We start from the raw sequence: 20,750 nt of genomic DNA, 5'->3' as shown, positions 1-20,750 counted from the left end.
GCAGCCGCGTCTGCCACGCAGTCACCCCATCACCCGGGGCGAGCGCATCACCCTCGCCGTCTCCCTGTTCGGTGCCCTGCTGGACGACCACGGACGAAGACCGCTTCTGACACAGCGCGAAGAACGGCTTAAGCCGGGTGGAGGTGAGCCTTCCTCGGCAAGGGGCAGGACGCGTGGATGCCCGACCGAGGCGGGTATAGAAGCCGGCGCATTCGCGCCAGGGAGGGCGGACGGGCCCAGGGTGAAGTGGAGTTGGCGGTCGGCCATCGCGGGCCCCGCCGAGTCGCGCACGCCGGTCGCTGCTGTCCCGGCACACGCCTGTCGCCAGCCCATCCGTCATACCGTGCGAGGAGACTCACTCTTCCCCACTCCCCCACCAAGCCCCAGCCCCGTCCACCAACCAATCTCGCAGCACACCCTCCTCCACCTACCCAGCTGCCAGGGCCCTCAGACACCACCTCCGGCCGGCCGGGGAAGGGGCCCGTCACGGGAAAGGCGGTACGGCGGTGGCTGCGTCACAGGTCACGCGCCAGCTGCCGCATCTCCTCCGACCAGTCCACCTCGCCCATCTCCGATCCGGCAGGGACGGCAATGTAGGTGCTGGGCGAGCCAGTGCCTCAAGGGGCCGCGGCGGACCTCGATGAGTGCGTTGGCGTCGTCGGAACAGGCGCAGCAGCAGTACCTCGTTGCCCGAACCGTCCAGGAGGGCCACACCAGTACGTCACCGTGGACCGTGTTCGGCTCGGAGCCGGTCATGAGCAGGTCCCTGGACAGCCACCACTGCGTGCTGCGCCCGCCGGGGCCGTGGAACGCGAGGCGAACGGCGAAGGGGTCGTGCCGGTCGTAGCGGAGCGCCATCAGGAGCGGCACCAACTGGCCGTCCTCGCAGTGGAGTCGGACCGGAAAAGCGGAGACCGGCATGCGGGGCAGGACCGGCGTCCGGTGCGAGGAGACGGGACGCGCTCTCTGCGCGGGTCGCGGGTTGCGGCGACCGAGTGCGACGACGGCCTGGTGCAAGCGGTGGCGGAGGGCGCGCAGGAAGGGCATAGGGCGGTCCTGAAGCGGGACGTGGGAGGAAGAAGACGGCCACCGGTCCGGACCGAGAGACACACGTAGCCCCTCTCGCGGTGCCTCACGCACCGAAGGCGCCCCGGGTTCCTCTGGCGGTCCACGCGCGGTGGGGCACTCCATCAGGGGATCCGAGGCTCGGGGCTGCCGTGGCGCACCCGGGCCCTGTGCCGTCCACTGCGCCGGCGTCAGGTGCCGACAACGCCGTCGTCACGACGCCCGTGTGGCCAGAGCACGGCGCAGGGGTGCCGGCCCGCCGTCACTCATCACTCTGATCACCGAGCAGTTGAAGCAGGCGGACCCTGCGCCACTGCCATGCCTGGTTGTTCCCGGTGCAGGGCGACGCGACGTGAAGAGGGCATCGTTGTCGCGAGTTGACCTTGCGACTCCTTGCTCCGTGTGAAGCTGTGCCCATGGATGACATGAACGCTGATCTGAAGAGCAGACTGCAGACGGACCGCCCGCACTCGGCGCGCGTGTGGAACTACCTCCTGGGCGGCAAGGACAACTACCAGGTCGACAGCGAGGCTCGGCGACGCCATTCTGTCGACCTTCCCGGAGTTCGCGGCCGTGGCACGGCTCCAGCGAGGATTCCTCGTGCGCGCCGTGCGCTACCTTGCGGCCGAAGCGGGCATCCGGCAGTTCCTCGACATCGGCACCGGGCCGCCCACCGCCGACAACACCCACGAAGTGGCCCAGCGCATCGCCCCGGACAGCAGGATCGTCTACGTCGACAACGACCCGCTCGTCCTCGCCCACGCCCGAGCCCCGCTGACCAGCACCCCGGAGGGAGCGTGCGCCTACCTGTCGGAGGACGTGCGCAATCCCGAGCGGATTCTGGCCGAAGCGGCGCACGCGCTGGACTCTCAGCCGACCGGTCGGCCTGACCCTGCTCGGCATCATGGGCCACGTTGTCGGACGCCGACCGCCCCGCGGAACTGATTGCCACGCTTCTGGAGGCGTTGCCGTCCGCAGCTACATCGCACTGAGCGACGGCATCAACACCAACGAAGCGCTGAACGCAGCCGTGACCGCGTACAACGCGCAGTCGGCGAACACCTACCACCTGCGCTCACCGCAGGAGATAGCCGACTACTTCTCGGGCCTGGACGTCGTGGAACCGGGCGTCGTCGCCACGTCGGCCTGGCGCCCGGACGCCACACTTCCCGCCGATGACGCGGTGGACGTCGCGATGTGCGGCGTGGCCCGCAAGCGGTGAACGCCGAGCGGCGCGGCATGTGCATGGGGTGCGACATTCCTTGATCCCAGCACGCGAAGCGCGCCGCACTGCTCGGTTGCCCAGTCCGATGCGTATTCCCTTCATCTTGTGGAGCAGGCACGAAGCTCAGGAATTCCCTGGAAGGAGAGCGACGAGTGAGGCGCTCAGCACCATGGGCCACCCCGCAGAACCGGCCAGCAGGCAGTCCCCGTCCGAACTGCAGGCCTGCTCTCCTCGGTGAACAAGCTGACAGTCAACGGAGTTCGCTGGACGACCTGACGAAGAGAGTCGACCCCGACAAAACGAGCAAGGACGAGGCCGTAACCATCCCTGGCCGGCCTGGGCTCGTTGATCACGCCGACCGCCATCACGTTGGGCATCATTCGCTGATCACTGAGCTCGTTCAGAGTGACCCCTGATCGAGTGTCCCTGGCCGAGTCAGGATGAGGACCGCAGTGCACAGGGCTCCCGGGCCGTTGAGGAAGGTGCTCGACGATCTCAACCCATAGGCACAGGAGCCCTGTTGGTACCCCAGCCTGCTGCACTCGACCTGCCTCACGCTCTGGTCGAGTGGGTATCCATGCTCATCCTCATCCGTGAGGGTGACCAACGCTGCAAGCTGCCACCCCACCAGCCCGGCCTTGATCGGCCGCGTCTGCCTACACCGGCACGACACGCTCGCACAGATCGCCGCCGGCTGCGGAGTATCCGTCGGCACCGCCCACGCCTACGTCACGGCCGTCGTCGGCCACCCGTCCTGGCGGGCGCCAAACCCTGTGGACTGGCCCGACAGCCCCATGGCCGGTCGATCAAGCAAGCGGCTTGCGGTAACGGACGTACTCGTTCCGCCGCCGGAACCCCACACTCTCGTAAAGGTCGTAGGACCGGTGCGGATTTGCCGTGCCCGTGAACAGCCGAGCGGTCGTTGCACCTGCTCGCGCAGGCTCCGCAGCCCGTCCAGCAGCAGGACCCGGCCGATTCCGAGGCGTCGCTGGTCCATCCGGACACTCAGCTCTTCCACCTCGCCCACGGTGTGGTCGTGACGGCGGATGGAGCACAGGGCGACGCCGACCATGTCCTGCCCGTTCCAGGCAGCCCTCCAGCATGCCGGGTCGGCGGTGTCGACGAAGTCCTGGAAAGGCCATCTCTGAGTGAAACCGCGGTCCGCGTACGAATCGACGACCGTCCTCCAGGCTGCACGGTAGTGGCTTGTCCCGATCGGCCCTGTCCGTATCCCGGTTGGCAGCTCGCTGCCCGGCTCGGGCACCTGCTGCAGATCGTCCAGCTCCAGCTCACCGACCAGGCTGAAGACATGTCGGTAGCCGGCTGCCCGCAGAAGTGCCGTGGCGTCCTGCTCGGAGGCCACGGCGTTCGCGCCGATCACCGCCGTCCGCGCCGTTCCATGCTGATTGACGAGCTGGCGGATCCGCTCTTCGGCCCAGCTCAGCATGGCTGAGCCGATGCCCTGGCCGCGATGCTCGGGCAAGAGTAGCCGCGGTGCAGGTACAGCCACGTATCGTCCCGCTCTTGCCACCACCGGATCGTCGCGCAGCCGACGACGCTCTCGTCGATCACCACCAGGATCTGGTTCTTGGACGGCTCCTCCGACTTGGCAGAAGCTTCGGCGATCTCCGCCGCTGTCGGGAGCCCTTCCACTACCGAATGGACATCGACCCGGTCCCGTTCGACACACCCAGCCGCACCGCGGCCATGGCGCCGTGGTCTTCGTCGCCGCGATACGGCCGGAACCCGAGGCCGACCGGAAGGCCCTGTCCTGCCGTGCCATCCAACATGACCGGATGTTCTCGAACTTCGAGGCAGGTCCGCCACCCTATTCACGCTGCGGTCGTCTGCGACCGGTCAAGCGAGCTGGCCGCGTTCAAAGCGGGCCCCAGCGCGGACGAGGGCGACAAGGTGGGTGCATTCACTCGGCGGGGAATCGCAGAAACGTCAGCAGCTCATCCTCGTCATCGACGATCTTCTTGACGGCCTTGGGGGCTTCGCGCTGTACTGCTTGGCGAACGCCTTGACCGCGGCGGCCGCACGCTCCTTGTCCCCGGCGTTGTAGATGTTCTGGATGGCCTTCTTTGCCGCGTGGGCTGACGCTGACTTCGGGAGGCTGTCGAGGCAGTTGGCCGTCCTGTGAACCCAGCTACCCTTGGTGGCGCGTTTCGGGAATACTCGTTCAACGCGTTCCAGAAGCCCAGGGCTCCGTCGCCGACGGCGAGAACGGGAGCGCGCATGCCACGCCGCTGGCAGTCCCGCAGCGGGCTCTACCGCATGACCGCCCTCGCCGCCGTTACCTCACCCTGGAGCGTCGGCGCTGATGCATCTCATCGCCGTTCCAGGGCGAGGACGGATCGGCGACGGCCGATCATCCGGTGAGGAGCTGTCTCACGACCAAGCAAGTCGCCCTTCGGTGAACCGACAGACCGGGAGCGTCCATCGGCGATCCTCGCCAGCATTTCTTCCACGGAGTCGAAATACCGGGCCATCAGATTCGTACTCGCCCGTGACCGTGGGCTCCTACGAACCATCTGCCGACACGCGCCCGTCCCGCACATCGACGAACTTTCCCCTCCAGCCGTCCTGGTCCGAAAGGAACGGGATCCATTCAGTGCGCCAGAACGGGTGGTCCGGCTGATCCGGCGGGTCGAATCCACCGGGCCTGGAGCGGTTCGCGTACAGACTACTCCATCGCCCGGATGCCCAGAAAGAAGCTTCCACGTCGAACCCGTCGAAGCCGCAGCACATCACGTCGTCGTCGGCGTCTTCCTCCGGCGAGATCGAGACTGTTCCGCAACAGCCACGTGCGCAGGTCCCCATGGAGGAGATGCCCATCCGTTCCTCAGCTGCCGCGAGCATCTGCTCCGTAGCGGCCCCGGCAGATCCGCGTGATCGGCCGGCGCGTGCTCCCGAAGAAGACTCATCGCACGCGACCAACTCTCAGCCACAGTCATCGCGCTCTGCCTCTCTACAGGGATGTCTCCGTCCGACCACGCCACTGCGAAGGTGGGGAAGTACCGGCCGGAGAGCCTTGCGAGGATGGTACTTCGAGCGTATGTTCCATTCCTCCCAGCGATCATCTTCCGCAGGCGGCGTCAGCAATGGAAGAAGTCGCCCAGAGCGTCAGAGAGCGGGCGCCTCCTCGGCTCACATGATGGCCGGAGTCGATGCCATAGCCCTGGACATCGTCGGCCCAGTTGCGCCAGATGGTGCGCGGGTCCCCGTACAGGTCCTCCAAGTCGTCTCGTAGCGACCACAGAACCGGCACCGGGCAGCCGATCCGTGCACCCCGGGCACGGTCCCGCTTTCCTCGTGGTGGAGGTCCACGGTGAGCCCGGCGCGGTAGTCCTCCAGCATGGCGCGGACGACGTCTCGATCGCGGGTGGCGGCCCTCCACTCGTCGTGATTCTCCTGCCCCATGACTTCGGGGTCACCGCGGTACCAGGCGTCGGATCGGCGTTGATGACGCGTTCGGGGATCTCCGGCTGGGCGAAGAAGAACCAGTGCCACCACGCGGTGGCGAACCGGGCATCCGCGCGGGTCAGGTGCTCGCTCAGAGGAGGCCGTCCAGGAACGCCACTCGGGTCACTGCGGAGGGGCGGTCCAGGACCAGGCGGAGGGCCACGGCGACCCCCGGTCGTGGCCGACGAGACCGAAGCGCTGGTGGCCGAGCGTCTGCATGACCTCGACCATGTCCTGGCCACGGCGCGCTTGGAGTGCGGAACGTGATCCGAAGCAGGCGCCGGGCCGCGGGAGCGCCCATACCCGCGTAGGTCGGGGCAGACGACGCTGAAGCCGCGGCGCGCAGGACGGGCGCGACCCGGTGCCAAGTCGCCGACGTTCGCGGGTGGCCATGCAACAACAGGAGAGGCGGGCCCTCCCGCCGTACCGAACGAAGACGGACGCGTCACTGGTGCGCACCGTCCTGGTGGCGAACTCCTCGAACACGAAATGGCCCTTCCACTCTGAAGCCGGGTCTGGGCTACCTCACCGTCGCAACTGCCCGTGATAGACCCCAGCACACCGCCAACTGTCGAACTCAGTCACGACACCCTTGAATAGGCTGTGCAGTTGGCACCATTCGCCAACCAAGGGCTGACCTGTAAAGGCCGGTTGACGACCAGGTCAGGTGCTGAGCCGGATACTCGCGAGCCGTCGACGCGGGGCTGTGACAGTCTGCGGACATGCCAGAGCTGCGCGTCCATGCGGGTCGTCACTATGCCTTCAGTTCCACTACGCCTTGCCGTGGACGATCGCATGGTGTGTGGAGCTGAGCGAGGCTGTTCGCGCCGGCGGCGTGGGCTGAGATCCCCAGTGCGGAAACCCATTTGCCTGGGACGGCCTTCGTGGTGGCGGTGATCCCCGACGAGGATCCGCACCAGGAACCCACCGTCCACATCCACAGCCATGACGAGCATACGTCATCCCCTACGAGATCATGCGCTGGTTCATGGATCACGTGGCCGAGCAGGTCGAACGTTGCCGCATCGCGTCCGAGCAGGGAGAACCTGAAGCAGTGGAATGATCACGGTGTGCTTGGTGCGATCACGGCGTCGGAGCCGTCCTGAGAGCCCGCTCACCGGGCTGAGCCCAGCGCCGTTTCGGCAGGCTGGTGACGGTAGTGCGTCACGAGATCGCGAACGAGACGCAACTCGGGCGACCGTGGGGCCTGTCATTGGAAGACCCGGTGCTGCTGGTGGCGGCGTATTGGCGCACGAACTCGCCTTTGCGCCCACCCGCGATCACACCGTCGCTGAGCAGTCGAAGAACTGTCGATACTCCACCAACCACCAGGTCGTCGATGCCGACTCCCGCCGCGTCGTAATCGTCCGCCGGCCACTGCCGGGCAACCGCCCGGCCGACTGCGACTCCTGCGGGCCAGACGCAGAATCCTGCTTCGACCACGAGGAAGCGCTCGACTACAACGGCCGCATCGTGACAGGATGTTTAAGGCCCGGGGTTCCGGGAGCCCGGAACCCCGAACTCGATGTCCGGGCGGGTCCCGATAGCGCCGACTCTGCGAACAGACGGGACGGAGATCACCCACACGAGGGCTGCGGGGCTTGTGCGGCCCGGTCCAGCCCCGTAGTTTCCGCGCGTGACGATTGCGAGATCCACGTTAGGGCCGAACGCCACGATTCTGGTGGTCGACGCACCATGAGCCCAACCGGCTCGCCTTGGGAAGTGTGCTCCGCCGGGCCGGCTACCGAGTCAGCGGAAGCCGCCTCGGCCTCCGAAACCATGACGGCTCTGCACCGCTCCGAACTACCGCCGGAGATGGCGATCATCGATGTGCGGCTGCCGGTGACGAGCGGCTTCGAGCTCGCCCGGCAGATCGCCGCGGACCCCAAGCTGCCTCCTATCCCCATCGTCCACATCTCGGCGGAGGCCAACGGCAGTGACCGCATCCGCGGTCTTGAGGGCGGCGCCAGCGCCTATCTGGCGTCTCCCGTCGCGCCCGAGGAGCTCTTGTCCACCGTGGAGCGGGTACTCCTCGCACGACGCGAGGAACAGGCCGCCCACGACGAACGCCGCTTCGCTTCCGACCTCCAGCACGCCTTCCTCCCCGGCCGCAGAAACTGGCGGCGCTGGAGGGGATCGACCTCGCGGTCGGCTACGTACCCGCCATGGACCGCGCACAGTTGGGCGGCGACTTCTCACGCCGCGTTCGCCGTCGAACGCGGTGTACTGCTGCCGTGGGCGACGTGGCCGGGCACTCGCTGGCCGCGGCGACCGTCATAGGGTGGAGCTGCGTCACGTCCTGCGCGCCTACGCGTTGGAGGGCCATGAACCGCATCGCATCCCGCAGTTGATGGACCGCCTGCTCGTGCACTTTCACCCCGAGATCACCGCCACGATGTGTCTTCTGGTCCTGGACACGCGCAGCGGCACGATGGACATCGTCAACGCCGGGCACCTGCCCCTCGCTCGTCATCTCACCCGACGGCGGCGCGGACTACTCTGCCCGTCCATGGCCCGTTGCTGGGCCTCAACCTCGATCACAAGCCCGCCACGCCCGCCCTGGCTCGACGACGGTGACCTGCTGCTGATGGTCACCGACGGACTGATCGAACGGCCCCGCATCGACCTGGCCGTGTCCCTGGAGGACCTTCTGCCGGCGCGCCGCCGCCCTCTCCCGCACCCCGCAGTCCCTGCGCGACGCGCTGTTGCGTCACTACAGCGAGGACGCCGAGGATGACATCGCCCTCCTGGCCGTGCGCAGAAGGCCACCGCCCTCGCCTGAGGCAGGGGCTGACGGCTCCGGCGCCAGGATCTGGCGCGGACGCGGACGTCCTCCACGATCAGGCCGAGGGAGAGCAGGTGCCGGACGACCCGTTCCCGGGCCAGGTCCCGCTCGTCATAGACCCGTTGGCCGGTCGCCGTACGGTGCGGTGGCGGAAGGAGACCACGCTCCTCGCAGAAGAAGCACAGCGCGAGGGGCGTGGTGCATGCTGCGGCCGCGGCGTCTGCGATACGCATACGAGGTCTCCCTCGTCACCGGGTCAGGTCAGATCTGCACCACCAGGGTGTCGAAGTGACGTCCCTGGTGCAGTTCCCGCAACGCTCCCGGCGCGCGATCGACGCTCGGCAATGCACCTGCAGGATGGGGACGATCTCTCCTGTGCGCGGCCAGGCCGTCAGGCCTTCGCGCCACTCCACTCCGGGGCGATCGCAGCCCTGATAGCCGAGCACTTCCACCGATTGCCGGATGAGCAGGAGCGTCCCTGTACGCCGCGGACGCCGTGCACAGCAGCGCGACCAAGGCAGGGACACCCGTCGGGACGGCTTGCGCCGCGTCCCCGCCTCGGCGAGCGCGTACTCCCGCCATCCCGGCATGTGGGTGACCAGGACGTCCACGGGCACGACTCCCGAAGCCCGGACGGGCCTTGCTGAATCCGCGGCCGATGGACGGTACGGACATAGGTGACCTCCGAGATCGGCCCGGTGCTGGGCGAGCGAGAACGCGAACTCCCTCGCCTTGGCAGGGTGCACGGGCTGTCGGGTCCGGAGCACTTCCGGGGCGCCGAGATGCCCCGTGCTCGTCCCCGCCGCACGGCAACTCCTCGTACGCAACTGGCAGTTCCTCGTGGCCACCCGCCGGCGGGGCCGGCGAGCGGCCGGCGAATGCTCAGCGGGTCGACGGACGCCACTCGAACATGACGATCGTGGCGTCGTCACGCAGCCGGTTGTCCTGGGCGTCGACGAGGAAGTGGATGAGACGGCGCAGGGTCTCCGGCGCGAGTTCACCGGTCGCGGTGGCACGGATGATGTAGTCGGCGAACCGGTCGAGTCCGAGTTCTCCGCCGTCCCGGTGCGGGCTTCGGTGACGCCGTCGGTGTACATCAGGACGCGGTCGCCGGGCTCCAGTTCCAGGGTGTGGACGCTCCGCGGCGGTGCGGCGACGGCGGCCGCCAGTCCCAGGGCGGGTCGGCGTCGCGTTCCATCGCGTCGACCATCAGGCGCTGGTCGCGGATCAGGAGCGGCGCGGGGTGACCGCAGTTGATCCACCGCAACTCGCCGATGGCGAGGTCGAGTTGGGTCAGGACCCCGGTGCAGAACTGGTCGGGCAGCCACTGGGCCAGAGCCTGGTCGACCGATTCCACCAGCTCGGCCAGGTCGGCTCCGGTGCGGCGCGCGTTGCGACAGGCGGCCAGGGACACCACCGTGGTCAGCCCGGAGGCGAGGTTGTGTCCCATCGCGTCGAGGATCCCCGCGTGGAGCGTCGTCTCGGTCAGGGCGTGGTCGAAGGCGTCCCCGCCGATCTCGTAGGCCGGTTCCATGACCGCCGTCGAGACGGCGTGGGTGGTTCCGATCGTGCGGGGCGGGAGGTAGGCGCGCAGCATCTCGGCGGGGAGATGCATGGGCTCGGTCCGGGCCCGGCGGACGTAGGTGTCCTTGTAGGCGCGCTTGGAGGTGACCATCATGGCGCACAGGTGGGCAAGGGTCCGGCTGCGCCGGAGGGTGACCGGGTCGAGTGCGGGTGAGCGCACGGCGAGGACGCCCAGCCGTTCCGCCCCGTCCACCATGGGCAGCCAGGCGATCATCCCTCCCAGTTCCGACTCCTCCACGCGCAGCGCCTGCGTGCGGTAGGCCCAGCCGGCGAGCGAGTCGTCGACGGGGAGGGTCTGTGCCACCTCGTTCAAGGGAGCCAGCTGGCGCTGCTGGAGGTCGGCGAGGTAGACGACCGCGCCGTGCAGGCCCAGCACCTTCGCGCAGTGGGCCACGGTCGTCGTCAGGTCCAGGGCCGCGTTCCGCGGATCGGCCAGGAACTCGCCCAGGGCGCTGTCCGCGGTCTCGGGATCCGTCACACCGGCACTCCTTTCCCCGGGCCGCCCGTACGGACGGCCGCCCAGGCAGTCTCGCCCCGTGGCGAGGACTCCGCAGCCGGGGCGGGCCGCTCGGTCACCCGTCGGTGGCACCGGCGAGTGAGGGCCGCACGTCCGGCCGCACGAGGTACGCGGGGCTGCCTCGGCCGCGGTATGGGACGAGGCGAAGGTGAACGCGCGGGGCGAGGGGCCGTGGGACCGGAGGTCCGCGAGCCTCTCCAAGGCCTCGTCGACGGTCGGGATGTGCCCGGCGGGGATCCACCACAGGACCAGGTGTGCTTCGAGATGTCGGTCGAACCACTCGCGGCGCCGTCGCATCACCTCAGGTGTCCGCTGCGGTAGGTGAAGTCCCACAGGGCCTCGGGGACTCCCACACGGACAGGTTGACGACGACGTCCTCGCCCGCGGGGCTGCAGCCGGTCGCATCCTCGGCCCCCTCCTCGACGAGCCGCCACACGAAGCCGGGGGCGCCGTCGGCTTCGGCGTTGACCGGGTTGAGCAACTCGACGAACGACGCCATGCGCGGGTCCTCGAAGGGGTGGCGGAGCGTGACGACATTGAGTTCGGCGAGGTGTGCGGCGGGCACGGCTTGAGTCATGGCCTCATCCCAACACGTCCCTCATTTCTATGTCAATGATCGTTATTTTTAGAATGCTCCAGCACCACGCAGCACTCCCCCGGCCGCGCGTCCATGCGGGCACGGACCGGGCCGTCCGATCCGATCAACCCTTCGAGAAGAGCGAGGTTCATGCCGCACACGAGGGGTGGGAAGCGCTCGGCGACGGCATGGAAAGGGCAGTTGCGCAGACGCACGACCGCGAGCCCCGCGCCGTCACCCTGCCCCTCCGGCGCCTTCGGCTTCGGCTTCGGCTTCGGCTTCGGCTTCGGCTTCGGCTTCGGCTTCGGCTTCGGCTTCGGCTTCGGCTTCGGCTTCGGCTTCGGCTTCGGCTTCGGCAATGTACGGCTCGTAGCCGCGGGCCCTGAGCAGCTCCATCGCCGCACCCAGATCGCCACAGGGCGCGGCCGACCCGCGCAGGGCCTCGCCCCGGCGGCGCGCGCGGCCGCACCGAGCCCGACATCGAGCCCCGCCTCCTCGGCGGCCTCGGCGAGCAGTTCGGCGGCCGTCCGGTAGTCCCGGCCGGGCAGAGACACCGACCGCTCGGCGCGCGTGCGGGTGTACACCTTGGCCGGGCGCCCCGCTCCAGGCCCCGACCGGCCCGTCAGGCGGCGACTGCCGCTCTCAAGCAGCCCGGCCGCCGTCAGCTTGTCCAGGTGGTGTGCCGCGAGCGTCCGCGCCACCCCGGTCGCCTCGGCGGCCTCGTTGCGGCCGACCTCACGCCCCTGCGCCACCACGAACTCGTACAGTCGGCGCCGCACGGGGTCTTGGAGCACCGCGATCGCATCAATGTCATCCGTCACGCGACCATTCTAGAAACAACACAGATTGGATATAGAACAGCGCAGGCATACCGCCATGCGGGCCGAACACTTCTCCCGCACCGAAATGCCGTGGGCTCCTGGTTGCTCATCTTCCGTACGCCTGCAGCGGCGGGTTACCACGTGGCTCCGGGAAGCTTGCCGGAGCGGTCTCCCGCCCCGAACACGATCGGCTCTGGCCTGGGGCGATACCCCAGGCCTTGCAGCAGTGGTCACGAACAGCCCACCGCTCCAGCGCGCTCTCTCCGGCGATGGCGGTTGCCCTTTGTGCGACCCCTTCTGCACAACCGACGAGCAGGAAGTTCTGAAAGCTGCCTGCCCGCCCCTTCCGCCACAGGCGGCGGGTGAGCTGCGGCGTCTGGTGAAAACGTTCCTCGCCGTTCTCCCTGACTTCGCCGGTCCTGCACCAACTGACCGCTCGGCCTCTCAGGTGTCGTACTCACCGTTCCATGGAGCCGAGAAGCCCAATCGATCTGGATAGAGTTCAGCCAGTCGTCCTCGCCGTCCTCGCCCTCGCCATGGCACTCCGTGATGAGGCCGAACACCACACCATCAACGCCGAGCTGGAACGGCGGACTGCAATATCGCAGTACTCACGCTCAGGAAGGCGAGGCAAGGGCGGAGGCCAGCCAGGCTTCCGCGCGGGCAACCACGGAACGCTCGTCTTGCGGACGCCTGATCTGCTCTGCCCAAGTACCCGCGCACCAGATGTCGGACTCCTGGTGGTGTCCGTCGTGGTCAAACTTGTGCAGCACGGCGAAGAGTCGCTTCTGCTCCTCCCAGCCGTCCCCCATCACGAACGCATCGCGGAATGCATAGGTGACCGAAGCGAGAGCTGGCCGCCGCTGAACCGGCCGACGGCGTTCGTTCGACGGTCCGGCTCATGGGCGATGGGGATGATCTCAGGGACAGCCATGTTCGCACTCTAAGCACCAGGGTGAGCCCTCCTCTCACTGGATCTGAGATCTGCATCAGGCCCTGACAAGCGGCTGGTGAACGCCACGCCACGCGCGAGAGGACGGCGGTGGAAAGAGGGCCGTGAGATGGCCTTGGCAGCCACAACGACCGGACTCAGCACGTTCGTTGGCCGGTGATCCGGCTCCTCTGCGGGGCTGAGGTGGCCTGTTCGCTCCACGCAGGACAAGTCGTGGATGTGCCGGCCGCTCCAGCGGCGCGCCAGACTGCCTGGGGAGCGGCCGACTCGGATGTCGATGGGGCCTCAGTGCTGGATCAGGCCACCGACCGGGACGGCAGCGACATGGCCGGTCGCCGGAAGCATCTGGGCCAGAGCGAGGCCGATGTCGACCAGTGACGATCGCCGCAGGCGAATGACGTCGGGAATCGGGGTCCAGACGGACTCGGCGACTTCGCCGTTCGGCTCCGGGCGCAGTTGGCCTGCGGTGATACGCGCACCTGGTAGAAGACGCCGACATTCTGATGCTCGGGTCCGCCGGGGACGGCTACGTTCGGCCGCGGGAATCACCGGGAGTCCACCCCAACGGCGCTCGACCAGCGCGGTGCGGCCGGTCTCCTCCGCGACCTCCCGGATCACCGCATCGAACGGATCCTCAGCATGCTCGACCCGGCCACGGGGAGGGTCAGTTGCTTTCCCCTTTCGGGGACACGTGACGGGCAAGCAGTACCTGCCCTTCCTCGATGCACACGGCGTACGCCGCCAGTCGAAACTCATTCCCCTGTACCTCCCGCGGACCGTACCTCCACGTCAAGACCCCATCCGGCGCCGCTGGTACGAGGTGAAGCCGGATCAACTTCGCTTGACAGTTCGGTTCCGTGCGCTGGAGTCCCACGGCGCGAGTGGCATCGCGGGTTGAGGCTGACGGCTGGTGGCATCACAGGTTGCTGATGATCAGCCAGGCGGCTGCGCCGATCACCACGATGTACCCGCCGATGGAGATCACCTTTCCAGCAGCTCCGTGGCCGGCGTCCTCGATCCAGTTGCCCACGAGACCGACGAGCGGGGCGCCGAAGACGATCAGGAGAAGGCCGATCAAGTACCCATCTGTCCCCCATCACAGATCACCCCACCGGTGACAAGGAATGCGATGGTAGCGGCTCACCGCCCGCAACAATGCTTGTGCGCGCCTACGCCGCTACGTAGTGGTGGGCGCAGGCCGCCGCGCCACTCACTTCACCCATGACGGGTCATCGAGCAGCTCGGCGTCCGGGAGTCCGGCCCGCCTCAGGAACTCGATGACGTCCGCGTCTCGGAGTGCGCGAGGCCGAGGATCTGCCCGCGCGCCGTCACCCGCCTGCCCCCGGTTCCGAGCGGCGGGTGGACGATGATCGGCGCGGTGGGCATACCTCCAGAGGTGCGACCACGGACCGGCTGTGGCATGTGGATCTCCGCCTTGCGCTTCGGACAGGCGAGGTCAGGTGCTCCCCGGCCGCCGACAGCCGGGGAACACTGATCATTCAGCGCCCGAGACCCGCAAGTGTTGCACCTGGGAGTGCGCCGACTACAGAGAGCCGAGCATCAAGTCCGGCCGACACTCCGCGCACGGCGGTACCCCTCGGCGAGGGCCCGCCGCGCCTGATCCTCGGTGACACCCCGAAGACGGTCCCCTTGCGCGCACCAGCAGCTAGCTGCGTGGACATGAGTGGCCGGCTGGTCGCCGAAGCCTCGTTCGATGAGCCAGTCCGGTTCGGGTGGCCGGTTGGCCACGCCGCGGGCATGCTCCGCCTGCCGTCGCTCCTCGTCCGCGATCCAACGGCGGGTGCGCGCCAGGTCCCGCTCCTGCACACGCTCCAGGAAGCGCAGCAGGTCGAGGCGGGCACGCGGAGTAGAATCGTTCACGTGTTCGAGTCTAGATCGATAGGAGAACCCCGGCCCAGCACCGCAACTGTGCTGTGTCATCGAACCTTGCATCCCGCTGACGTACTGGCGGATTGTGCGGCCGTGGTCGAACTACGCTGAGGCCCCGTCTCACCAGATCAGGGAGCCTCGTGCCGCCGCCCTTCGCACACCAGATAACCAAGTATCGATCCCCGCTGACCGTGACGAGCACGGGTACTACACGGGAGCCGAGGACACCGTGAGCGATCACGGACCGGTCGAGGCGGCCTACTTGAGGCGATCACCGCTTTCGCCCGGGAGGCGGGCATCGACACGCTGGCGATCCGTGACCCCGAGGTCACCGGCTTCGTCAATTTCGGCCTGGCGGAACCGGCAGAAGACCACGGCCTCGCCGGCCTGTTCCCGCCGGACCTGACCGGCTACCACGACGGCGCCGAAGTTTCACTGTCTGCCGCCCTGGAGCTAGTGCGCGTCATGCTCCGCGACGGGGGTGCTTGGTGCAGGCTGGAGCGCGAGGACACGTTCACCATCCACGTCGGGTGGGACCAGTACGTGTACGTCAGCAGCGACCAACCCTGCGACAGAGCGGTCGCCCAGATCCGTGAACTCGGCCTGTTCGCACAACCGATCAACGCCTCCCCTACGCCGCAGATCTTGAGGAACCTGAGGTGACCGAGGCTGCCGACGAGACTTCTGGGGACGGGTCCGCACCGAACTCACCTCGTCGCGGACCCTGCTCCTGAAGAGACCCACGTGCGAAACGCGACCCGCTGGCACCGCCTCACCACGGGCAATCTCGACACAGTTCGCGCCCTGCTCGGTCCTCGCGCGCCCCTGACGGTCTGGCCCGACCTCAGCCCTGATGTCGACGCGGTCCTTGCCGCGCTGCCCGCTGATGCGTCCATGGACTTCGTCTGGGAAGAGCCGACCGGAATGATCCGCCACGTCACCATTGACGAGACCGATCACCATCACGCTCGCCATCCTGGTCGCGGGCGCGCAAGCGGCCTGCGCATTGCCCCTGAGTCTCGACGAGCGACATCCGTTGTTTCATGCCGCCCTGCCTGACAGCGACGGCGTGCTGCGCGCCAGATGGTGACCCGGCACTGCAAGGGATCTGCGCCACTCACAGTTCGATGACATCGCCCTGACTTCCATGGGACAGGATCACCAACCGGTGTGCCCTGACATGCGATCTTGACCAATGTCAGGCCTCTTCGACCGGTCAGGGCACGTAGGGGTACAGCTCCACCTTGTACGCCTCGATGCTGATCTCTACCCAGGTGTTGTCGGGCGGTGGCGGTGAGCCGACATCGAACAGCACCCGCGAGTCGCCGACCTGAAGGACAGCTGAGCCGTCTTCGGTGCGTTGGAGCAGCCCTCGCAGGACTGTCCGGCCGGCCTCCTCACCCACCCACGGTTCGGCGAGCACGGCCGACGACGGGTCATGCGGCGCCGGAGTAACTCAAATCCTTTGCCGTCAGGGCCTCGGGTACCAGCCGCAGCCACACAGTCCCCCGGTCACTGGGACTGTCGTGAAGGTAGCGGACAGAAGCGCTCGTCCCAATGGGACTCGTCCGCGCCGAGGTAGCGGACGAGCTTGCGCCGGCCTCGCGGTACGTCGAAGGGCACGAGCTCGGCATCGCCCGGGCAATCACCTGGCGGACGCAGGCCCGTTGCGATGTCGCAGACGTCGACCACGAGGGCGACCCTGGGGTTCGACGTGACGCGTGATCGAAGAGTCACGGCCCACGGTCCCGTGAGGATCCAGAAGGCTCCAGTCCTCCCACAGAAACCAGGCGGGCGCACTGTCGGGCCGTGAGTCGCGATGCGTGCGGTGAGCGGCGCTGGCTGAGAAAAGAATCCACGTCGAGCGCAGGAGAGTTCACGCGTTCATTCTCGTCTGGGCCGACGCGTCCGCGGGAATCCGACTTACGGACCTAGGTGGCCGACGCGCGGGGCAGGTGTTGAGACCCTGCGCAGGTCTTGGAGAGCTCATGCCGCGTGCTCTGTGACTTCGCGAAGGAGAGCCCTGCACGCGAGACTGCGGCGGCGGGACCGGGCGGCGGCACTGCTGGAACGCGACGCGTTCAGCAAGCTTGCGCTGGACGCCCCGGCCACGTGCGGCGGTGGCCAGAGCCATCCCGTGCGGCCCACCGCTTGCGAGGATCGAGCGGGCCGTCAGGTCGGCCCTGCAAAGGTGCGGACGGCCTGACGGCGTGCCATTGATGACCTCCGCGTTGGGCGTGCCAGGCGTAACGTGACGGCTGTGTGGCCCCCTGGGTCAGGGGCGGGCTCGGAGCCGCCGGCGTGCGGGAAGGGGACGCTTGTGCGGGCGGGGACGTTCTGGAAGGCCGCTATGAGCTCGTGAGCCTCTCTGGGAACCGGCGGCTTCGGCGAGGTCTGGAAGGCTCGGGACCCTCGGGTCGACCGGCACGTCGCCGTGAAGATACTCCACCGTGAGCGCGGGAGAGCAGCCAGGAGGCAGCTCGCTTCGCCGCGCAGCGAGGCGGCCGCGGCCGGCCGGCTCGCGCGCGCGAAGCTATCGTGACCGTCCATGCAGCTTCAGCTCCACCGCCTGGCACGAGGGCCGCCCGCTGATCTACCTGGTGATGGAGCTCGTGCCGGGCCCGGCCGCTCAGTTCCCGGATCGCCACGGGGCGGCTGGCGCCGGCGGAGCAGCCGTCGGCACTGCCTCGTGTGTCGCGCAGCCCTGACCGCCGCACGCGCGGCCGGACTTGTTCACCGGGACATCAAGCCGTCGGACGTGATCCTGTGCGGGGTCGGCGAAGGTGGTGGACTTCGGCATCGCCCGAGGCACACCCCGCAGCACAACATCACCACCGAGGGGCGCATCGTCGGGACGCCGGCCTACATGGCGCGAGTGCTTCTCCGGGCCGCTTCGATCACCGATCGATCTCTACTCCCTGGGCTGCCTCCTGTTCCGAGATGTGCGCCGGCTCCCCGCCCTTCCAGGGGACGCTGTGGGACATCATGCGCCAGCAGCTGTCCGAAGCCTCCGCCTGCCGCTCGCCTCCGTCGCTCTGATGTACCGCCGGAACTGCGGCAGTTGGTCGCGGCTCCACCCTGGCCAAGAGCCCGCGAGCGAGCCGGTTCAGCGACGCGAGCGCGGTGGCGTCGTCTCGGCTTCGGTCGAGCGGACCGGCTACGGCGCGGCGACTCGTGAGGAACGCTCGGCGACTGCCGGCGCAGGTCACCACTTCGGCTGGACCAGAAGGCGGCCGAGCGGCAGGACCACGGCGCTCGCGGCGAACCAGGGAACGGGCACGCCTACCCTCGCGAGAAGCGGAAAGACATCGAGACCAGAAGTCGCCTCGACGGCGCGGCCGAAGCCGCGGACGGCTGCACGTCATCCCTCTCAGAATCACCGGCGAAAGGCCCCTGCGAAGCCTGTGCGGGCACGTCCGCCACGGCCGCGCTCCGAGACTGTGTCCCGAGGCGCATCGGAGACCGGCGTGACCGCCGGTCCTGGCAGTTCAGTCGTGCTCTGCACTGCGAAGGCCGGGGACTCATCGCGTTGGACTGCGGGACCTGTGCGGGCCGGGGCCGCGCCAGACGTCACGCACGATCAGGCGCGCTTTCCCGCCAGGGATCCGCACAGGTCAGCGCATCCGTCTGGCAGGGCAGGGCGCCCCGAAACCGGCGAGGGGCGAACCCGAGGGATCTGTCACGTTCACGTCAAGGTCGACGGGTAGGGGCCGATCTCGATCGGCTCGGAGACAGCTCTGAGACGGTGTGGGCCGAGGAGAGAACAGGGCGGGATTCAGCTCGGTCCAGGTGCACCCGTCGCGTTCAGATGTCCTCGCGCAGTGCCGCCTTCTTGGCGGGGAGCGCTTCCCGACACCTCCGCGTTGACCCGCAACGCACGAACCTTGATCGTTCCTGCTCCCGGCTCGCAGGTTCGGTCTCGAACTCCTCCACCACGTCCGGCAGGTTCTCCAGGAACGACACAAGTCTGCGTCTGCCGCAGCCACTCGTGGGAGTCCTGTCACGAATCCCATCCATTGCATCGACACGACCCCGTCGCTGGGCCGCTCGCTTGCCGGACTTGTCGAACTCACTGCCAGCGGAGCGGCGCAGGCGTGAGGACCGTTTCGCTGCACGGGGCCAGGTTCGGCAGTTCGACGTAGAGGCGTATCGCCGTGGCTCCTTCACCCGCTTCGACGCGTCGTCCGGCACGACCTTCTCCACGTACAGGCCGAGCGACACGCCGGTCGCGGATCGGGCGACCTGTTCATGATGTGCAACCGCAGGGTGTCGCGACCGGGTTCTCGGTCCAGTAGGAGACCCTCATCGCCTGCCCGCGTCGGTCGCGTTCCGCGTCGGCCTGGGACTGCGTCAGCTGGTCCTGCGCCACCACGGCGTTGAAGTAGGTGGCGACCGCCGTGAAGACGAGGCCGCCGATGGCCGCGGCGGCGCAGCACGGCGCCGACGTGCGCCCACGGAAATGCGGCGCCATGGCCTCCGTGACGGTTCTGGTCGGGAGGCGCGCCGCAGCGCTCGGACGCGGTCGGGTCGTGGCTGTCGGCCGGCCCGTCGCGGCGCGGCTGCGGCGTTGTGGACTGCCGACCATGTCGCTCCGTCGCCTGCTCGGCCCTGGAGGGCGGAGGCACGGCATAGCGGCATCACGGGGGGTGCCGGGACCACCCCGTCGGCCCCCGCGACTCCCCCGCCGCCTCCTTCGGAAGTACCGGTCGGAGTCGTCGATGGCAGCTCCTCGGCCCTGCGGGTTCTCTGCTCCTCGCGTGGGGCGGGAGGCATTCCCCGATGCCGGATGCTCGACCTACGGCGCCCCCGATCATGCACGGCTGGGCCTCACCGCGAACGAGGTGGGTCCAGCAGGCTCACAGCCGCCTCACTTACTGAACGGAGGCCTGCGGCCACAGCTGGTTGTGTGAAGCGCTCGACGCGGATGGACGGCCTCGGTGCGGGGTGGCGGGCACGTGTGGATGACCCCGCTCGCGGCTGGGCCCCGGTCGGGTGACCGGGGCCCAGTCCTCGATGTGCGAGCCGGTCAGTGGCGCGGCCTTGCGGCCGAACTTGCCCTCACCGGGCATGCCGCCGTCATCCTTCGGATTCTCGTACTCGATCTTCTCCTTGCGCACCGTGTCGGAGACCTCCCTCGTCTCCGTGACCTTCTCGGTCTCCAGCCGGACGCGCTCCACCGGCACGGCCTCCTTGCGAACGACGGGCGCTCCGCGTGCAGGGTCACCTCGGTCTCCGCCTCCCCGATCGTGGTGCGCTGCGCGTCACCGTCACGGATCGGTTCACGTACGACGCGCACCTCCTCGTGGGACACCGGGACCGACGTGGTCACGTCTCCGTCTCGACGACCTTGCGCAGCCGGGCGCGGCCGACTTCCGCCTCCTCGACGCCGACCCGCAGCCGCTCACTCGGAGCGGATGAGGTCATCCGCTTGCCCGGTCCCTCCGGTGCGCCTCGCATCGCGGGTTCGCGGGCGCCGGCGCCGGCGGCGTGCCGGCCATGGGACTCGCCGGCTGCGGTGCCGCACCGGCCGCGCCGGCGGATCGCGGATCCGGGCGCACCGAGCCGGGCGTGCCGCGCGGTTGCCGCTGTCGCCGGTCGGGCGGCGGGTCGCCGGTCAGGCCGTAGTGCGCGTAGGCTCCCGCTTCTCGGACTCGTCCAGATGCTGGTCGGCCTCGACCCGGGGCGCGTCCTTCACCGCCTCCTTTAGGTGTACATCACCTGGAGCCTGTCGTCCTTGACGGAGGCGCCGCCCAGTGGCACGAAGGTCTCCTTCATGCCGAGACAGTCCTGTCTTGACCGTCGCCCAGTCGGGCCTGCCGGTCGTGTCGTCAGATAGACCCGCTCGACGCTGCCGATCTTCTCCCGGTGC

At 68.5% G+C, this 20,750-nt stretch carries 13 protein-coding genes and 11 pseudogenes; 9 read left to right on the top strand and 15 right to left on the bottom strand.

Going from position 1 to position 20,750, the window contains the following annotated elements; translation table 11 throughout:
- Positions 1-522: 522 nt before the first annotated feature.
- Positions 523-858 carry an SsgA family sporulation/cell division regulator gene (locus RBJ77_RS34525; protein WP_372348631.1) on the bottom strand — a complete coding sequence of 112 codons (336 nt, stop codon included), beginning with the start codon at positions 856-858 and terminating at the stop codon, positions 523-525.
- 623 nt (positions 859-1,481) lie between these two features.
- Between RBJ77_RS34525 and RBJ77_RS34520 the strand changes: the two are divergent.
- The 4 genes and pseudogenes from RBJ77_RS34520 to RBJ77_RS34505 form a co-directional block, all read left to right on the top strand.
- Positions 1,482-1,577: pseudogene (locus tag RBJ77_RS34520) on the top strand (SAM-dependent methyltransferase); the annotation flags it as partial.
- A 61-nt stretch (positions 1,578-1,638) separates the two neighbouring features.
- Positions 1,639-2,010: an SAM-dependent methyltransferase gene (locus tag RBJ77_RS34515; protein WP_372348572.1), complete on the top strand. Its 372-nt coding sequence runs from the start codon at positions 1,639-1,641 to the stop codon at positions 2,008-2,010.
- The gene (locus RBJ77_RS34510) at positions 1,970-2,287 is read left to right on the top strand and encodes an SAM-dependent methyltransferase (RefSeq protein WP_372348571.1); all 318 of its coding nucleotides are present in this window, start codon (positions 1,970-1,972) and stop codon (positions 2,285-2,287) included. The genes RBJ77_RS34515 and RBJ77_RS34510 overlap by 41 nt, the downstream gene beginning before the upstream one ends.
- A 523-nt stretch (positions 2,288-2,810) precedes the next feature.
- Positions 2,811-3,057, top strand: a pseudogene (locus tag RBJ77_RS34505) (IS5/IS1182 family transposase); the annotation flags it as partial.
- Positions 3,058-3,096: 39 nt separating this feature from the next.
- On the opposite strand, the pseudogene RBJ77_RS34500 reads toward RBJ77_RS34505, so the two are convergent.
- The 3 genes and pseudogenes from RBJ77_RS34500 to RBJ77_RS34490 form a co-directional block, all read right to left on the bottom strand.
- Positions 3,097-4,080: pseudogene (locus RBJ77_RS34500) on the bottom strand (GNAT family N-acetyltransferase).
- Between the two features lie 134 nt (positions 4,081-4,214).
- Positions 4,215-4,554: pseudogene (locus RBJ77_RS34495) on the bottom strand (transposase); the annotation flags it as partial.
- Between the two features lie 259 nt (positions 4,555-4,813).
- Positions 4,814-5,128, bottom strand: coding sequence for a hypothetical protein (locus tag RBJ77_RS34490; protein WP_372348570.1), 315 nt, complete (start codon positions 5,126-5,128; stop codon positions 4,814-4,816).
- A 1,697-nt stretch (positions 5,129-6,825) separates the two neighbouring features.
- Here RBJ77_RS34490 and RBJ77_RS34485 point away from each other — a divergent pair.
- The 3 genes and pseudogenes from RBJ77_RS34485 to RBJ77_RS34475 all read left to right on the top strand — a co-directional run.
- Positions 6,826-7,147 (top strand): annotated as a pseudogene (locus RBJ77_RS34485) (IS5/IS1182 family transposase); the annotation flags it as partial.
- 303 nt (positions 7,148-7,450) lie between these two features.
- On the top strand, positions 7,451-8,035 hold the full coding sequence (locus tag RBJ77_RS34480) for a response regulator transcription factor (RefSeq protein ID WP_372348630.1): 585 nt from the start codon (positions 7,451-7,453) through the stop codon (positions 8,033-8,035).
- A gap of 1 nt (position 8,036) precedes the next feature.
- Complete coding sequence (locus tag RBJ77_RS34475; RefSeq protein WP_372348569.1) at positions 8,037-8,492, top strand: SpoIIE family protein phosphatase; 456 nt, start codon at positions 8,037-8,039, stop codon at positions 8,490-8,492.
- Positions 8,493-8,590: 98 nt separating this feature from the next.
- On the opposite strand, the pseudogene RBJ77_RS34470 reads toward RBJ77_RS34475, so the two are convergent.
- The 5 genes and pseudogenes from RBJ77_RS34470 to RBJ77_RS34450 form a co-directional block, all read right to left on the bottom strand.
- Positions 8,591-8,773, bottom strand: a pseudogene (locus RBJ77_RS34470) (MerR family transcriptional regulator); the annotation flags it as partial.
- A gap of 649 nt (positions 8,774-9,422) precedes the next feature.
- A pseudogene (locus RBJ77_RS34465) lies at positions 9,423-10,602 on the bottom strand (PP2C family protein-serine/threonine phosphatase).
- Positions 10,603-10,839: 237 nt separating this feature from the next.
- Positions 10,840-10,938, bottom strand: a pseudogene (locus RBJ77_RS34460) (DUF3291 domain-containing protein); the annotation flags it as partial.
- A gap of 4 nt (positions 10,939-10,942) precedes the next feature.
- Complete coding sequence (locus tag RBJ77_RS34455; RefSeq protein ID WP_372346496.1) at positions 10,943-11,218, bottom strand: DUF3291 domain-containing protein; 276 nt, start codon at positions 11,216-11,218, stop codon at positions 10,943-10,945.
- A 32-nt stretch (positions 11,219-11,250) separates the two neighbouring features.
- A pseudogene (locus RBJ77_RS34450) lies at positions 11,251-12,039 on the bottom strand (helix-turn-helix transcriptional regulator).
- A 1,165-nt stretch (positions 12,040-13,204) separates the two neighbouring features.
- On the opposite strand from RBJ77_RS34450, the gene RBJ77_RS34445 reads away from it, so the two are divergent.
- Positions 13,205-13,369 (top strand): hypothetical protein, encoded by a 165-nt coding sequence (locus tag RBJ77_RS34445; RefSeq protein ID WP_372348639.1) that lies wholly within the window; start codon positions 13,205-13,207, stop codon positions 13,367-13,369.
- A gap of 78 nt (positions 13,370-13,447) precedes the next feature.
- Here the strand turns inward: RBJ77_RS34445 and RBJ77_RS34440 are convergent.
- The 3 genes and pseudogenes from RBJ77_RS34440 to RBJ77_RS34430 form a co-directional block, all read right to left on the bottom strand.
- Positions 13,448-13,747 (bottom strand): annotated as a pseudogene (locus RBJ77_RS34440) (NUDIX domain-containing protein); the annotation flags it as partial.
- A 160-nt stretch (positions 13,748-13,907) separates the two neighbouring features.
- A complete protein-coding gene (locus tag RBJ77_RS34435; protein WP_372348568.1) occupies positions 13,908-14,069 on the bottom strand; it encodes a hypothetical protein in 162 nt (53 codons plus the stop codon).
- A gap of 482 nt (positions 14,070-14,551) precedes the next feature.
- The gene (locus RBJ77_RS34430) at positions 14,552-14,932 is read right to left on the bottom strand and encodes a DUF6233 domain-containing protein (RefSeq protein ID WP_372348567.1); all 381 of its coding nucleotides are present in this window, start codon (positions 14,930-14,932) and stop codon (positions 14,552-14,554) included.
- A gap of 693 nt (positions 14,933-15,625) precedes the next feature.
- Between RBJ77_RS34430 and RBJ77_RS34425 the strand changes: the two genes are divergently transcribed.
- The gene (locus RBJ77_RS34425; RefSeq protein WP_372348566.1) at positions 15,626-15,940 is read left to right on the top strand and encodes a hypothetical protein; all 315 of its coding nucleotides are present in this window, start codon (positions 15,626-15,628) and stop codon (positions 15,938-15,940) included.
- 157 nt (positions 15,941-16,097) lie between these two features.
- On the opposite strand, the gene RBJ77_RS34420 is transcribed toward RBJ77_RS34425, so the two are convergent.
- From RBJ77_RS34420 to RBJ77_RS34410, 3 genes and pseudogenes are all read right to left on the bottom strand, one after another.
- On the bottom strand, positions 16,098-16,304 hold the full coding sequence (locus RBJ77_RS34420; protein ID WP_372348565.1) for a hypothetical protein: 207 nt from the start codon (positions 16,302-16,304) through the stop codon (positions 16,098-16,100).
- 2,823 nt (positions 16,305-19,127) lie between these two features.
- The gene (locus RBJ77_RS34415; protein WP_372348564.1) at positions 19,128-19,352 is read right to left on the bottom strand and encodes a hypothetical protein; all 225 of its coding nucleotides are present in this window, start codon (positions 19,350-19,352) and stop codon (positions 19,128-19,130) included.
- A gap of 400 nt (positions 19,353-19,752) precedes the next feature.
- Positions 19,753-20,177 (bottom strand): annotated as a pseudogene (locus tag RBJ77_RS34410) (YsnF/AvaK domain-containing protein).
- Positions 20,178-20,750: the final 573 nt, after the last annotated feature.

The organism is Streptomyces sp. KL116D (genome assembly GCF_030766975.1).
Taxonomy (GTDB): Bacteria; Actinomycetota; Actinomycetes; order Streptomycetales; family Streptomycetaceae; genus Streptomyces; species Streptomyces longispororuber_A.
Note: the sequence above shows the minus strand (reverse complement) of the source record. Positions and strands in the feature narration are given on the sequence as shown.

What these genes read in the sequence shown, in the direction of transcription:
- RBJ77_RS34490 (WP_372348570.1), bottom strand. Translation starts at nt 5,128, where the DNA reads ATGGGCATCTCCTCCATGGGGACCTGCGCACGTGGCTGTTGCGGAACA.
- RBJ77_RS34455 (WP_372346496.1), bottom strand. Translation starts at nt 11,218, where the DNA reads ATGACTCAAGCCGTGCCCGCCGCACACCTCGCCGAACTCAATGTCGTC.
- RBJ77_RS34525 (WP_372348631.1), bottom strand. Translation starts at nt 858, where the DNA reads ATGGCGCTCCGCTACGACCGGCACGACCCCTTCGCCGTTCGCCTCGCG.
- RBJ77_RS34430 (WP_372348567.1), bottom strand. Translation starts at nt 14,932, where the DNA reads ATGACACAGCACAGTTGCGGTGCTGGGCCGGGGTTCTCCTATCGATCT.
- RBJ77_RS34415 (WP_372348564.1), bottom strand. Translation starts at nt 19,352, where the DNA reads ATGGCGCCGCATTTCCGTGGGCGCACGTCGGCGCCGTGCTGCGCCGCC.
- RBJ77_RS34510 (WP_372348571.1), top strand. Translation starts at nt 1,970, where the DNA reads ATGGGCCACGTTGTCGGACGCCGACCGCCCCGCGGAACTGATTGCCAC.
- RBJ77_RS34480 (WP_372348630.1), top strand. Translation starts at nt 7,451, where the DNA reads ATGAGCCCAACCGGCTCGCCTTGGGAAGTGTGCTCCGCCGGGCCGGCT.